Source organism: Vicinamibacterales bacterium (assembly GCA_036012125.1).
Lineage (GTDB): Bacteria > Acidobacteriota > Vicinamibacteria > Vicinamibacterales > UBA823 > UBA11600.
This window is the reverse complement of the sequence record DASCOS010000034.1, coordinates 25,575-40,508: the sequence shown is the minus strand read 5'-3', so window position 1 is coordinate 40,508 and position 14,934 is coordinate 25,575. Positions and strand designations below refer to the sequence as shown.

The window sequence follows — 14,934 nt, the reverse complement described above, 5'->3', positions numbered from 1 at the left end:
ACCCACGCCCATCCTGAAGGAGACGCGATGCGAATCTCGGTGTTCGGACTAGTAGTGGTATTCACGGTGTTGTCCGCCTCAGCCGAGGCGCAAGACGCAGACAACCGTCTGACGTTGGACCTCTATCTCGAATACGAGTCAGTATCTGACCCTCGACTGTCGCCAGATGGTCAACAGGTGATCTACTCTCGTCAATGGATTGACAAAGTAAACGATCGGCGCGAATCGTCGCTCTGGATTATGGATACGGACGGGTCTCGCAATCGCTTTCTGGTCGAAGGCTCGGGCGCTCGATGGTCGCCCAGTGGGGATCGCATCGCGTTTGTTGCTGAGGGAGAACCGAAGGGGTCCCAGGTGTTTGTGCGATGGATGGATGCTGAAGGCGCAACCACTCAGATCACCCGAGTAGAGCGTGGCCCCGGCAGTTTGTCCTGGGCACCCGACGGTGACTTGATTGCGTTCACGATGACGGTCCAAGAGCCGAATACGTGGCCGATTGACATCCCAGAGGCGCCCGAAGGAGCTACGTGGACGAAGGCTCCGCGGGTCATTGAGCGGCTCGATTATCGCCAGGACCGGCAGGGTTTCACTGATGACCTCTCCCGACATCTTTTTGTGGTGCCGGCTTCCGGCGGTACAGCGCGGCAGTTGACTGATGGGTCATGGGATCACTCAGGTACGGCGTGGACGCCAGATGGTCGAAGTCTCCTATTCAGTTCATTACGGGTTGATGACGCGGACTATCAATGGCGGGAAAGCGAGATTTACGTGGTCGACCTAGCTAGCGGTGACATCCGAGCGTTAACGACGCGAAGGGGGCCCGACCAAGCTCCGGTTGTGTCTCCGGACGGGCAACAGGTGGCTTACACGGGCTATGACTGGACGCGCGACACTTACATTACGCGCAAGGTCTATCTTATGAACATCGATGGTTCAAATCCTCGGCTCGCGTCGGGGGCGTGGGACCGTCAGCCGTCAAATCTCATCTGGAAGCCGGATGGGAGCGGGCTCTACCTCAGCAGTCGGACCGAAGGTACTGGCAACTTATACTTCCTCCCAACAACTGGACCTGGTGCCGGTACAGTGCACCCCGTTACGCAGGGTCAACATCTATTGACCGTGTCCGACCTGAGTGACGACGGTACTGCGGTCGGCGTGCGAACGAGTTTCTATGCGCCGCCTGACGTGGTCACGTTTACTGTTGAAGCGCCGACTGCGATTACGCAGCTCACCGCCGTGAATGACGACATCCTGACCGGGAAAGCGTTGGGGACTGTCGAGGAAATCTGGTATCCGTCGACGGACGGGCTACAGGTTCAAGGGTGGTATATCACTCCTCCCGACTTCGACTCGAGCCGTGATTACCCGATGCAACTGCATATCCATGGCGGCCCACATGGCATGTATGGTGTTGGTTTCAATTTTGGATGGCAGTGGCAGGCGGCGCAGGACTACGTCGTCTTGTATACGAATCCTCGGGGTAGTGCCGGGTATGGCAGTGCCTTCGGCAATGAGATCATGAACGCCTATCCGAGTAAGGATTACGACGACTTAATGGCTGGGGTCGATGTCCTGCTCGACAAAGGCTTCGTGGATTCGCAAAACCTCTTTGTCACCGGTTGTAGTGGCGGCGGTGTGTTGACTGCCTGGGTGGTTGGGCATACGGACCGCTTTGCAGCGGCCTCCTCGAATTGTCCCGTGATCGATTGGGTAAGTTTCGTAGGCACCACCGATGGGGCTACCTGGTATCAGAACTTCCAGGAACTGCCATGGGATGACCCGAGTGAGCACCTCCGCCGGTCACCCTTGACCTATGTGGGTAATGTCACGACGCCGACAATGCTGATGACTGGCGTGAATGACCTCCGGACGCCGATGCCGCAGACCGAACAGTTCTACAGCGCATTGAAATTGTTGAAAGTGCCGACGGCGATGGTGCGCTTTAACAATGAGTGGCATGGGACGTCACGTACCCCGTCGAACTTTCTCAGGACACAGGCGTATTTGAAGCATTGGTTCGAGAGATATTCGCGGCCGTCGATGGCGCACACCGAGCAGCCCCAGCGGCCGTAGGGGCCGTCGGCTTGGCTTGAGGAAGATATGCCCCGACGCACGAGGAATTTATTTGATCCGTCTGGAACAGCAACCTATCGGTTGTCCCGCTCGAAGCTCGAGCAATTCAAAAGGTGCCCACGATGTTTTTACCTTGACCGGCGAGTCGGTATCCAGCAGCCGCCAGGGTTTCCCTTTAATCTCAACTCGGCAGTCGACCACCTTCTCAAGAAGGAGTTTGATGGATATCGACAACGTGGTGAAGCGCACCCACTCATGCAAGATGCGGGGATTGACGCGATTCCGGCTCCGCACGAACAGTTAGATGAGTGGCGAAATAATTTTTTGGGCGTCAAGGTGCACCATGCGGCAACTAACCTTGAAATTTCAGGCGCGATTGATGATCTGTGGGTAACAGGAGATTCAACGTATGCGGTGGTTGATTACAAGGCGACGAGTAAGAATGACAGGGTGAATATCGACGCCCCTTGGCAGAAGTCCTACAAGCGGCAGATGGAGATTTACCAGTGGCTCTTACGGGGAAATGGGTTGACCGTATCCAAAACAGGATACTTCGTGTATTGCAACGGTAAGCGGGACCGACCTGGTTTTAACGGTCGATTAGAGTTTGATATTGATGTTATCTCTTACGAGGGCAACGATGGTTGGGTGGAGGGGTGCATTCTTAAAGCCCACGAGTGCCTCATGCAAGATGAGCCCCCTACCAAGAGTGCCAGCTGCGAGTTCTGCGATTATTCGGCTATGCGTGGCGGGGACTAATGAAGCACGCCCTACGTAAGTTCCCTTAGCGAGTCCAGAGGTGGAGGTCGTGAATCGACCAGTAAAACGATGGCGTCCGTCCAGTTTGCTGAAATCGCAGTATCCGTGACCGGTTGGGCGGTAGCCCAACATCGACCGGCAGCGAATCTGGTTCATGAACGAGTCCGAGCATGAAGCCAGGAAACCCATGCCCTCGGTAGAGTTCCGTGTAAGTCTGCCCATCGTCGTCGCTTCCCTCGACGACAAGCTGCCGTGGATGGTCGTAGAGGCTACTACCCATTGAGAGGCGCACGTGCGCGACATCGGTCGGATGTTCGAACACCACTTCAATCCACTCGTCTCCGGCTTGGGGTCGGTCGGTGGTCCAACGGGTGGCCACGTTGCCATCAAGAGCATTCTGGAGCCGATCGGATTCGTGCGACGCGGTGAGTTCAAGGGTCGAGAGGTCGACCGGTGTCAGGCCTTGGTCCTCCGGTGAATCGACCGTTGGTTCGTTCCACGGACGGAGCTCAAAGACCGAACTAGAGCCGAACGGATGGCGCGCGACAAGCTGGTCCGATTCTGCACGGAGCGCGGTCATCACGGCTGAGCGGTCTGCGGCCCGCATCCATGGCGTGTCTTGGTACCGATGCTCGTGCACGACGACATATCGCACGCCGAGTTTGCGCAATCCCCGAAGCACGTCGCCATACTCATCAAATTCCCGCTGAAACCGCTGAAGGGTCTGCACCAACGTTGTCGAAAACCCGCTATACCCATTCACGATGGGATGCCGATGTTCCAAGGTCCGATAGACATAGCGCATGGTATTCACGATGGTGTCGCGGGGTTGAATAGGGAAAACGATTGCCGCCCCTGCAGGCTGTTGACGAAGCCACTCATAGGCGGCTCGTTCTTGTGGAATTGCTCGTTGGATGAACGGTTCGAGGGTGACCGGGTGAGCACCTTCAACGATGAACACGGTGGTGATGACCGCACAAAGTGCCATGGCGACACGTTTCGGAAAGAAATCGATGAGGCGACGCGCGCCGAGAGTGGCGAGCACCGTCAGCGCGAGGAACACAATGACGGCCCATCGTGACGGCACGCGCAGCCCATCAAGTCCTGGCACTACACCAAGGAACCAGTCATAGGGTGTGCTTTCCAATAGACGGGTACCACCATGAGTCAACTCCGGACCGAGGGAGAACGCGAACCCGACTACCCCAACCACGCCATACACGACAGCGACCCGCCCAAGGCGGGGTCCGCGTTGCGTTCGCATGAAGGCGGTCACTAGACCGAATGCAGCTAGCGCCAGCAGGCCGAAGCCGGGAAAGAGGGCCCCTTCGGGCTTGCCTGGTGGTAGCACGTTGCCCCACACGGTGAGTCTCGGTGAGGCGTGAAAGTATGACAAGGTATCCGCGCTATACATCACCATCTCGCCCCGAGTTCGATACAGCGGTTGGGTCTCGCGCGCGTCGAGATACCCTTTTAAGACCGGTATCGTTACCGCCATCATGAGAAGCGCGGCGACGGCTAGCTCAAGGATGACTCGAGAACGTGACCGGACCAGGGTTGCGAACTCGGCAGTGGTAACGACAAGTACAGCCGCAGCGAAAAAGTAAAAGAAGTAACCGTTCGAAAATCCTTGGAGTAGAAAGGCGACAGCGAAGCCGGTGAGTGCTAGCCGTTTCCCGGTCGCGAAGTAGCGATGGAGTGCCCAGAGTGCGACGGGCATCCACCCATACATCAAGACTTGGAGGTGGCCACTTTGGTCAGCCCGGTAGGGTAGAAACGCAAACGCGATTCCGCCGACGAGGCCAGCCACGCGACTGCCAGTGAGTGAACTCGTCAGCAGATACATGCCGCTGCCGGCGAGGACAAACGAGGCGAGGAACGCAGCGTTATACCCAATCATGGGGTTTCCAGTGACCCATTGAATAGGTGCCGTGAACACTGCTACGCCTAGCAGATGTTCGGAGTAGGCCAGGGTGTTGACGTAGGGGTAGAACATTGGCGCATCCCACAGCCCCTGGAGTCCGTAACGAATGCGGTCGGCATCCCATGCCAGAATCCAGGTATTTAACAGTGGGTCACCGAGGTCACTAGGGAGCGTGTCGCCAAGATGGAAAATCAGCGGATAGGTGGCGACACATGCGGTAACGGTGAAGGCTCCGACAACCAGTGCGACCTCGCGCAGAGAGGTGGCCTCGAGAGAGGACCGGAAGGTGGCCAGTCGACCGGGCTTAAATAGAAGGTCTGTGATACGTCGTACCACTACGCTTAGTTCCCGATCGAAAGGAGCTCACGGTTGGTCCGAAAGTACCACCGTCCATCAACCAATGCTGGTGACGCGAGGGTCTTCGCGTGCAGTTCGTTCACGTGGAGTATTTCGAATTCCGAGGCATCGCGTATGACGAACGTCTCCCCAAGGTCATTTGTAATGAAGACTTTTCCATCCACGGCCACCGGTGAAGCGGAGAAGCCCTCGCGGGTGGCGCGGCCGAGGCGGCCTTGCCAGAGCACCACACCGCGGCGAGCGTCGAAACAGGTCACAATGCTCGCCATGTCATTCACGAGGTAGAGTCGATTGCCGGACAAAAGCGGTGAGGGGACAAACGGGGACCCCTTTGGACTTTTCCACACCACGTGCGTAGCCGTAACATCGCCACTGCCGCCAGGCAGGATTGCGAGGGTTGGACCAGCGCGGCCAGAGGAGCAAAACACCATGCCGTGGCCAACGACTGGGGTTGGGATCACTTCAAAGAGATTGCCTCCGCAATTCCAAAGTTCCACACCAGTATTTGGATTGTAGGCTTGGACGCGGCGCTGACTGCTGACGATTAATTCATCACGCTCACCAGTGTGGATGGCAATTGGTGAGCCCCAACCGACGCTTGCACGGCGGGAGGTACGCCAGACCGGCTCTCCCGACTGTTTGTCGAAAGCCGCAACAAATGCTCCCCCCTGTGAACCGCCGCTGTGGTCTTGGTAAAGGATGATTGTGTTTTTGTAGAGAAGGGGAGAGCCGGCCGTGCCGTGATAGTTGCTAATTGTTCCAAATGAGCGGTGCCAGACGAGGCGCCCATCGAAATCCATAGCGACGAGTCCTTTACTACCGAACGACGCGTAGACCAGGTGTCCGTCCGTGGTGACCGTGGCCGATGCGTGGGTGTTTTTTTGGTGGATGTGTTCACCGGTTGTGTCCGGTACCTCGGTTTGCCAGAGTCGTTCGCCATCGGACCGGCGGAAGCTCACCACTGATACCGTCCCGACGCGGTCGTCCGCGGTGGTCAGGAAAATTTGGTCGGCCCAAATAATGGGCGAGGAAGCGCCCTCACCCGGCACTTCCACTCTCCAGATGACGTTCTCTGTGTCGGACCACGTGTCGGGATAACCGGTTCCCTCCACTAACCCCTGACCCGATGGGCCCCGCCAGCGTGGCCAGTAGTTTTGGGCTTCGCCGTCGGGAACGATCATCCGGACCGCGTCAGCCCCTTGGCCAGCAGCTTGATACGGACTGGCCAGTAACAGTGCGAAAACGCACGTGCACACGATTTGACGTGCGGTGCGCCGACAGTGTTGGGAATGATGCATAGTCATCTCAACCACATTTAAGACGCGATGTGAACGATTATACCGGTGATGGAAATTGAAACACCTGTCGGGTCCGAAGAAGGCATAATTATCTGGTAATTAGGGATACGTGGATCGGACTTCAGGAGAGGGAGCGGTTGATGCGGTTCACATTGACAGTCGTGGTCGTCATTGCGCTAGGTGGAGTGTTTGGAGACGCCTTGGTGTTGAGCAGCGACGTTGCCCAACCGGAGTCCGCTGCTGCATCTCTCGAGGGAGTCTGGGTGCTCAATACTGACCTCAGTGATGAGCCGCGAGCTCGTCTCGAAGGCGTCGGTGATGTCCGCGGGCAGGGTCGTGGCCGTGGGGCAGCTGGTCGCCGAGGGAGCCGTCCCGGTGGTCGTGGTCGCGCGGGAGGAAGGCCTCCTAACCGTGAAGAGTTGGCGCGGCTTCGTCAAGAGGTCCAGGAAGCGGTGAGAGACCTGTTGACTGCTCCACGCCGGATGACCATTGTAACGATCGAGAATGAGATTGTGGCAACCTACGATGACGGGCGTGTGATTCGTTTAGTGTCTGATGACCAGGCACACAAAGGGATCGCCGGTACCAGCATGCAGGTCACTCGAAGAACGCGATGGGAAAATGAAAAGCTCGTGACGGACATCTCATTGGATTCCCGCATCGAGGTGAAGCTGGAACAAGCCTATGAAGTTCGTCTGACAGGCCCGGAAGGTAAACAGTTGATTGTGACTTCACGATTTGTTGGCGGTCGAGCCAATAATGGAGACCGTCGAGAGCTTCGACGAGTCTATGACGCGGAACCGTCATAGGGTCAGAACCGGAGCCCACGGCTCCACGGGTAAGTCCGCGCTTTCTCTTAAGGTGCGGTCGCAGCTTCCAAGTCTTGATTTTCAGGTACCGCCTCAACCAGGAGGGCGAGGGCGTTACGTAAGCCATCACCGCCTGGTCCTGCGCCCTTGTAGTGGCCGAGGCGGACCACCACGAGGTCGTGTGACGGAATGATGGTTGTGGATTGGCCACCGGCGCCTCGCATGGAGTAGGCGGTTTCGGGAATCGGATTACTACCGGTGAGATTCAGCCAGAAAAACGCACCGTAAACCAATCGGCCATCGGCCTCCCACGCTGGCGCCAGTGTGCTCACGAACTCCGCCCAATCCTCCGCAAAGAGTTGGACGCCGTTCGCCATGCCGTTCTGTAGATACAGGTTGCCTAGGCGAGCCCAATCCCGTCCAGTGCCAAACTCTGCGCCTTGCAAGAGAAAGTTCCCGAAGGGGTCCGTTTCCATGACCATGTGACGAACGCCGATCTGGTCAAAGAGCGCGCGTTGGGGAAACGAGTGGTAGTCCTCACCGCGTCCTTCGACACCGAGCCGAATCAGATAGTTTGTGAGCACCGGGTCACAGTTTCGATAGCGACCCACGGTGTTCGGTGGCCACTGTTGCGGCCTAGTGGCGGCCCACTCGAAGGAATTTACACCGCCTGTATACAGGTAGAGGTGATCGAGATAACCGAGTGACGGGTCGAGGTCAGGGTCGCCGGGCGCTCGACAGCGGAGACCGCTTGACATCCTGAGGATATCGGCGATGCGAATGTTGGCGCGTGGGTCGCCTTCGCCTTGCCACTCCGGGACCGGGGCAGGTTGCCAAAGATCGTACACGCCTTGATGAATAAGAATGCCCATAAGCGTAGCCGTTAAGCTCTTGCCCATCGACCAACTCTCAAGCGACGTGTGCATCGTGATGCCGTCGCGATACCGTTCTCCGATAATTTGTCCTTTCCAGGTCACAACAAAGGCTGCGGTCAGACCTTCGGGTGGCTCAAACGCCGCGTTGACGGCTTCAGCGACCTTCTCCATGTCCAAGCCGGCCGGGAACGGCTCGTCGGGAAGCAGGTCACCCATGGGCCAAGGCTCCGTCGAAGCGTCGGGTAGCGTAGTTTCAATCACCGTCGGGGTGAAGTAGACCTCGTCCTCCCCGATGGGGAGGGTCACGCATCCTTGGTCTCCGAGGTATCTAGCCACACGTGTGACGCCGTTTGGAAGAGTGAGACGAACTTCCTTCTTTTCCAGGTCCACAACCCGGTCGGCGACCTTCGCGCGTTCGTCGTAAGGGCTTTGGAAATAGCCGATACTTTCGGCAGCGAAGTCTGCGTCGAGGCCTGTGATGAAGACGGCCGAGCAGAGCACTTTAGCGAAGCCGGAGGTGTGATGTGTCAGTGCGTCACCCGGTGGCGGCACATAAGGGGTGTCCAATTCCAAAGCGGTCGCCCTGGCGATGAGCGCGTCGCGCGGTGAGAGTTCTGTGTCAGCTTCACCATCGCTGACGCGGTTGCACGCCATCGATGTGAACAGTAAAACTACGCCGCATCCAGCGATTGTTGTTCGTAAAGAAACCTGACTCATCGAATCCCCCGTATGCCCCTAGGTTGTCTCCAGAATGTCCAACGACGCATCTCGTCCAGCATTAATTACCTTGGTAGATTACCCGCCAGATTCGGCCTGTTTTGTCGTTCGAAATATACAGGCTGCCGTCTGGACCCTCCGCGACCCCTGAGGGTCGGTAGGTTGCGTCGTTCCGTTCCATCAGAGGCGTCTGTCCGGCGAAACCGTCTGCGAAGATTTCGTATTCCCCGTTCGTCGGTGCATCTCCCGTGAATGGCACAAACACGACGTTGTAGCCGCCTTGGGGTAGGGGAGCACGGTTCCAAGAGCCATGGAACACGACAAATGCTCCACCTTGATAGCGAGAGGGAAACTGATCTCCGGTGTAGAAAAGCAACGCGTTCGGCGCCCAGTGGCCAGGAAATCCGATGAGAGGGAGCGGATACTGGTCGCACTGTCCGACCAGTTGCCCATCGCCGCCGTATTCTGGTGCAAGGATACGTTTTCCTTGCTGCCAGTCATGATGGCAATAAGGCCAACCGAAGTTGGAGCCTTCCTCAATCTTTAGGAACTCTTCCGAAGGAAGTTCGGCGTTCTGCTCGTCGGTGAACCGCCCTGGCCATAGCGTGTTGAGTTGGTCGCGTCCGTGCTGGACTAAATACAGCCCACCTTCGGTCGGATGCCATGCCATCGCAAAGTTCTGTCGCATGCCGGTAGCGAAATGCGTGCCAGTTTCCTGAGTTTGGTTCGCTGCATTCTCGTCGAACCTCCACACGCCACCATGGAGGTCAAGTAACGAGCAGGGGTTTTCACCAGCCTCTTCAGGTACGCGTCCGCCGGGTTGGCAGGCATTAGAAGGAGCGCCAACGTTTACAAACATGCCCCCGGTACCGTCAAAGGCAAACCCTTTAGCACGATGACCCTCTTGGTCGGGCAGGGTAACGAGCAGTTCTGGTGGTTGTTCGGGAATGAGTTCGTTCGCGCGCATTCGGAAGCGCTCGATGGCCGTATCCCGACCGAAGTAGAGGTAGTTGTTATGGAGGCCAATGCTCGTGCCCCCATCTCTACCGAATCGTTCTTGGTGGTCAGCTCGACCATCCCCCGTGGTATCGCGGAGAGCAATGATGTCAGCAGGTGCTCCTTGGTTACGGATTGCGACATACAGGTCACCGTTCGGTGCGACGGTCAGGTGACGGGCGGCACCGAGGTCGTCCGCTACCACCATCGCACAGAATCCGTCCGGTAACGTGATGCCGCCATTGTCCGGGTCGCAGGCGGGGAGGTTTGCCTGAGCGTTCACCGGGAGAGTTCCGATGACCAAGATGCCGCAGCCAGCTAATGCAATCTTGCTGAATAGTCGTTTCATGGCTTCTCCGTTTCCGAGATCTGATTACTCGAGTGTGATTATCTCATTAGCAGGTATGCACCCCTAATTCTTCAACACACTAGGCCTGGTTCGCAGTGTAGGGTCAGTGGTTGTTGCTGGCGTCCAGTGATACACTCTGGCTCCAAATGTTTTAACTTTAGGAGGGCTGCCATGTTCAATGCAGGTCGAGTTGTCTCCGTGCTATGCGGTCTGATTCTCGTGTTCACGTGTGCTGTGGAGACCGTGTCTGCACAAAACCAGGCACCCAATCCGTATCGTACTGTGGGGGGGATCTGGGCTCCGCTTCCTGATGGACGGGCCTGGGGATCAACGAGTGCGGTCGAGGTTTCTCCGGATGGTGAAACCATCTGGGCTCTTGATCGGTGTGGCGAGAACACCTGTGTGGGTCACGATGATTTGGATACGGTCTTTCAGTTTGATAAAGACGGCAACCTTCTTACGAGATTTGGTGCTGGGATGTTCGTGTGGCCGCACGGAATTGACGTGGATGATCAGGGGAATGTGTGGGTGGCCGATGCCCGTGGTGAGGGTAACCGCGGACACCAAGTTATCAAGTTCAGCCCAGAGGGTGAAGTGTTGATGCGCCTTGGAACCGCAGGTGTTGCGGGACGCACCGAGGAGACATTCGACCAACCGAATGATGTGCTCGTGGCACCAAACGGTGACATTTTTGTGGGTGACGGACATCCCGCCAATGGGAATAATCGGATCGTGAAATTTTCAAGTGATGGCGCCTACATTACGGAGTGGGGTGAAACAGGTTCTGAGCCTGGTCAGTTTCGAACGCCTCACGCGCTCGCTATGGATTCGCAGGGCCTGTTGTATGTCGGTGACCGGAGCAATCGTCGCATACAGGTGTTCGACCAGGATGGTGAGTTCATCAGGGACTTTTTCGGATTTGGCCGGGCGAGTGGCTTGAGCATTGATACGAACGACATGCTTTACATCGCAGATTCGGAATCGAACTGGCGGCGGAATCCCGGGTTTAAACGAGGCATTCGGATCGCAAGTGTCAGTGACGGGCTCGTTGTGGCTTTCATTCCTGATCCCGAGCCGGACCAGGATAACGCGGGCACGAGTGCAGCAGAAGGTGTGGCCATCGATAACGAGGGTAACGTTTATGGTGCTGAGGTTGGTCCACGTGCGTTAAGGAAGCATGTCAAGCCGTAGGATTCATGTGGAAGTCGGTCCACGGGGATGCTCTGGTGGACCCGGATGTCTGAGCAGGAGGGTCCAACGGCTCGTTCAGTAAAATGATTCACGACGGATTCCCGGTGATGGAATCGCGCCGGTGGTACGAATCCTTCGGAAATTGGCTGACAAGCGGTATACAGGGGCGCTATCAGTTGAACTCTTTCGGTCAGAGTTCGTGGAGGGGGACCCTTTCCAGGTAGCGACTGAGATTCGTCATAAGTCTGAAACCGTGATGCGCCTGGCAGGGGTTTTGTAGTCTGCACGGGTCTCGCGACGCCACCTTCTGCCCACTCTATTTCCTAAAACCGGTTTCCGTTAGACCACCGCAGAGGCGCTTGGTATTCTCTCGGTATGTGCGGCCGTTTCACAGTGACCAATCCTGAGGCTATCTTGCTTGAGTTGGTCGGCGAGAACGAGCACCCTGAGATTGAGGCGCGCTACAACGTCACGCCCGGGCAGAGGTCAACGGTGGTCACTGTCGGTGAGGACGGTTCAAGGCGCCTGACAGAAATGCGGTGGGGGTTGGTCCCATCATGGGTGAGAAACCCCACGAGCGGCCGCCGCATGATTAATGCCAGGGTCGAAACGGTAGCTGAGAAACCCGCGTTCCGCGATAGCGTCGTTCACCGTCGCTGCGTTGTGGCGGCGGACGGGTTTTATGAGTGGCAGAGGTCTTCAGGGGGTAAGCAACCCTACCTGGTTCGCCTCAACGATGGCGCTCCGTTTGGATTTGCTGGGCTATGGGATGGTTGGCGTAGTCCGGAGGGCCACGTGCTCGAGACCTTCACTATTCTAACGACCGCTGCTAACGCATTAGTCGAACCAATCCATAAACGCATGCCCGTTATGCTGAATCGTCAACAGCGAGAGGCTTGGCTGGTGCCGTGGACTGGGTCAGAGAGTATCCACCAGTTTTGTGAGCCGTTTCCCGCGTCGGCGATGGAAGTAATCCCGGTGAGCGACTACGTCAATAATCCCGCCCACGATTCTGTTGAGTGCCTGCAGTCTATTCCCTTGTCGGCCCGCCAGACGCTTTTTTAGTTCCCGGTCACCGGACGACTGAGAATCGTCACGACCTCTTTCCCGCCAAACAAATGTTCCGCCACTGTCACACCCGCAAAATTGAATCCCGCAGCTGTTGCTGTTAGAAGTTCCTGTTGCATGGTCGAGGTTTTGGTCGTTGCTAAGAGTTTGTATTCAATCCGCTGGATACTTTCCAGGTCTCGGTTCCGTTCCAGAATTACGACGGTCTGCTTGTCGAGGCTTGTTTGGGCGCGGTAGAAGAATCCGGCATTACCTGCTCGTTGAAGTTCCTCCTCCATTGTGGAGGTCTTAACGGTTGCAAGTAACCTGTACTCGGTCCTGGGTGTCGATTCTGGATTACGCTGCATGACCACCACCAGTTCCCAAAATCCTCCTCCGGTCTTGCCACCTTGGAGTCCAGCCAAGGAATACCCTGCATCTGCAACCTCCTGCATTTCCCGTTGCATCGTCGAGGTTCTTGTTGTGGCTAGGAGCACGAGATTGGCGTCCACCAACTTGTTCAGTGTGGCTCGTGTTTCCGAGGGGGCATCCGGGGCAGTTGAGACCCCAGAGGAACCACAAGACGCAAGCGTGAGTCCAAGAAGGGACACTCCGAGAATGACTGCGGATGGTTGATGCGCCCTCAATGCCATAGGATGCCTCCTGTGCTGACTAGCGACGGCGAACGTGAACCTGGTCGTGTACGGATGCTTGACTGGGGATGCTTCATAGGGGCCAAACTAAGAGAATCATCGGCAACCCAACAGCGACGACGAGTAATTCTAGCGGAAGCCCCATCCTCCAGTAGTCCCCGAACTTGTATCCGCCTGGACCCATGATAATCGTGTTGTTCTTGTGTCCGATCGGCGTCAAGAAGGCGCACGACGCGGCGACCGCAACGGCCATGAGGAATGGATCAGGGCTCACGCCAAGGCGGTGGGCGATATCGACGCCGATGGGAGCTGCGATCAAGGCCGTGGCGACATTGTTCAGTACGTCAGACAGAGTCATGGTGATGATCATGAGGATGGCGAGGACGGTCACAACAGGCAGTCCCTGCGCCAAGGCCACGATGCCCTCGGCGATGAGGGCAGTGCTGCCGCTTTCCTCAAGGGCGGTTCCTATCGGAATTAGACAACCGAGTAACACGATCACCGGCCATTCGACCGACTCATAGAGTCGAGACAACGGCACAATACGCAGTAGCAGGTAAACGACGGCTACGGCACCGAGGGCCACCGGCAGGTAGAGCAGGCCAAGGCTTGCTGCTAGGACTGCTGCGCCAAAGGCCAGCACCGCCATCCAGGCCTTGCTCCGCTGGAACACCCGGATGCCTCGGTCGGCCAGCGGGAGGCAACCTAACCACTCGACCACATCCGGCAGGCTTTTGGAGTGGCCAAGCAGTAACAGGATATCCCCGGGTTCGATGCGTAATTTTCGTACGCGGTCGCGGAAACGACGTCCGCGACGTGAGACACCGAGGAGTGTCACTTCCCTCTGATAAAGGAGACGGATGTCGAGTGCGGTCCGGCCCGCGACCCGCGCACCATCTGGCACCACTACCTCGAGGAGTTCGAGGCTTTCACTAGCTACACCGGTATGTTTCTGAGCACCGGCATAGTCGAGCCCGGTTGCTCCGAGGAATTGTTCGATGGCTTGAGGGGCACCTTCTAACACGATTACGTCACCCTTGCGGATCACCTCGTCGAGGACACGGCCAGAGAGTCGCTCTCCACGTCGAACCAACCCGAACGGGACCACCTCCTCCTCGGGAGCCAATGACTGTAATTCACGCAACGTCATGCCGATCGCTTTCGACCCATCTCGCACTGTGCCTTCCCCGATGTACCCACGAAGGTCCATCAGCTCCTCGGCGCTGTCGAGTTGGCTCCGCTCGATGGGAATCAATCGCCAACCGATAAATGTGACGTAACTGACGCCGACGATCGCCACGACAAATCCGACCGGCGCGAAGTCAAACATGCTGTAGGGGGCTCCAAGGGCCTCTTCCCGAAAGGTTGCGATCACGACGTTGGGTGGGGTGCCGATCAATGTCACCATTCCACCAAGAATTGACGCAAAGGAGAGCGGCATCAGGGTGAGGGCGGGGCTACGCTTTGCCTTTTTTGCGGCTTGCATATCCACTGGCATGAGCAACGCCAGTGCGGCAACGTTGTTCATCACTGCACTCAGGGCCGCGCCAACGGTGGACATGACCGCTACATGGACACGCAACCCTCTTGAGGTACTCACCAGGTGCTTGGCTATGACTTCGATTGCGCCTGAACCGTAGAGCCCTTGGCTGATAATTAGAACCAAGGCGATGATTAGGGTTGCTGGATGGCCGAAACCTGCAAACACTGCTTCTTGGGGGATTGCGCCGCCGATGTAAGCAACGGTCAGAGCTCCGAAAGCGACGATGTCGTATCTGATCCGGCCCCACAACAGCAGAACGAAGATCCCAAAGAGTAGCGCAAAGAGAAACAGCTGTTCAGGATTCATCGCGAGGACGGTCCACGGTGCAGGCTAACGTTCGTGC

The 14,934-nt window shown here is 57.1% G+C and carries 11 protein-coding genes; 5 read left to right on the top strand and 6 right to left on the bottom strand.

The genetic code is table 11. The features are described 5' to 3' along the window. The first annotated feature begins 27 nt into the window (after positions 1-27). A complete protein-coding gene (locus QGH09_09865) occupies positions 28-2,073 on the top strand; it encodes a S9 family peptidase (GenBank protein ID HJO18491.1) in 2,046 nt (681 codons plus the stop codon). A 27-nt stretch (positions 2,074-2,100) separates the two neighbouring features. After that, positions 2,101-2,832 (top strand): PD-(D/E)XK nuclease family protein, encoded by a 732-nt coding sequence (locus QGH09_09860; GenBank protein HJO18490.1) that lies wholly within the window; start codon positions 2,101-2,103, stop codon positions 2,830-2,832. Positions 2,833-2,857: 25 nt separating this feature from the next. Here QGH09_09860 and QGH09_09855 read toward each other — a convergent pair whose 3' ends face one another. Both QGH09_09855 and QGH09_09850 read right to left on the bottom strand, forming a co-directional pair. Further along, positions 2,858-5,092, bottom strand: a complete 2,235-nt coding sequence (locus QGH09_09855; GenBank protein HJO18489.1) for a discoidin domain-containing protein — start codon at positions 5,090-5,092, stop codon at positions 2,858-2,860. 5 nt (positions 5,093-5,097) lie between these two features. Next, positions 5,098-6,411 carry a PQQ-binding-like beta-propeller repeat protein gene (locus tag QGH09_09850; protein ID HJO18488.1) on the bottom strand — a complete coding sequence of 438 codons (1,314 nt, stop codon included), beginning with the start codon at positions 6,409-6,411 and terminating at the stop codon, positions 5,098-5,100. A gap of 140 nt (positions 6,412-6,551) precedes the next feature. Here QGH09_09850 and QGH09_09845 point away from each other — a divergent pair, with 140 nt between their 5' ends. Beyond that, positions 6,552-7,220, top strand: a complete 669-nt coding sequence (locus QGH09_09845; protein ID HJO18487.1) for a hypothetical protein — start codon at positions 6,552-6,554, stop codon at positions 7,218-7,220. Positions 7,221-7,267: 47 nt separating this feature from the next. Here QGH09_09845 and QGH09_09840 read toward each other — a convergent pair whose 3' ends face one another. Both QGH09_09840 and QGH09_09835 read right to left on the bottom strand, forming a co-directional pair. Continuing rightward, positions 7,268-8,812: a serine hydrolase gene (locus QGH09_09840; protein ID HJO18486.1), complete on the bottom strand. Its 1,545-nt coding sequence runs from the start codon at positions 8,810-8,812 to the stop codon at positions 7,268-7,270. A gap of 61 nt (positions 8,813-8,873) precedes the next feature. Beyond that, positions 8,874-10,157: a PQQ-dependent sugar dehydrogenase gene (locus QGH09_09835; protein HJO18485.1), complete on the bottom strand. Its 1,284-nt coding sequence runs from the start codon at positions 10,155-10,157 to the stop codon at positions 8,874-8,876. Between the two features lie 171 nt (positions 10,158-10,328). On the opposite strand from QGH09_09835, the gene QGH09_09830 reads away from it, so the two are divergent. Both QGH09_09830 and QGH09_09825 read left to right on the top strand, forming a co-directional pair. Next, complete coding sequence (locus QGH09_09830) at positions 10,329-11,348, top strand: peptidyl-alpha-hydroxyglycine alpha-amidating lyase family protein (protein ID HJO18484.1); 1,020 nt, start codon at positions 10,329-10,331, stop codon at positions 11,346-11,348. 375 nt (positions 11,349-11,723) lie between these two features. Then, entirely contained in the window at positions 11,724-12,413 is a 690-nt protein-coding gene (locus tag QGH09_09825; GenBank protein HJO18483.1) for an SOS response-associated peptidase, read from the top strand. Here QGH09_09825 and QGH09_09820 read toward each other — a convergent pair. Next, complete coding sequence (locus QGH09_09820) at positions 12,410-13,048, bottom strand: hypothetical protein (protein HJO18482.1); 639 nt, start codon at positions 13,046-13,048, stop codon at positions 12,410-12,412. The two genes, QGH09_09825 and QGH09_09820, sit on opposite strands and share 4 nt — an antisense overlap. Positions 13,049-13,121: 73 nt before the next feature. Continuing rightward, entirely contained in the window at positions 13,122-14,897 is a 1,776-nt protein-coding gene (locus QGH09_09815; GenBank protein ID HJO18481.1) for an SLC13 family permease, read from the bottom strand. Between the last annotated feature and the right edge of the window lie 37 nt (positions 14,898-14,934).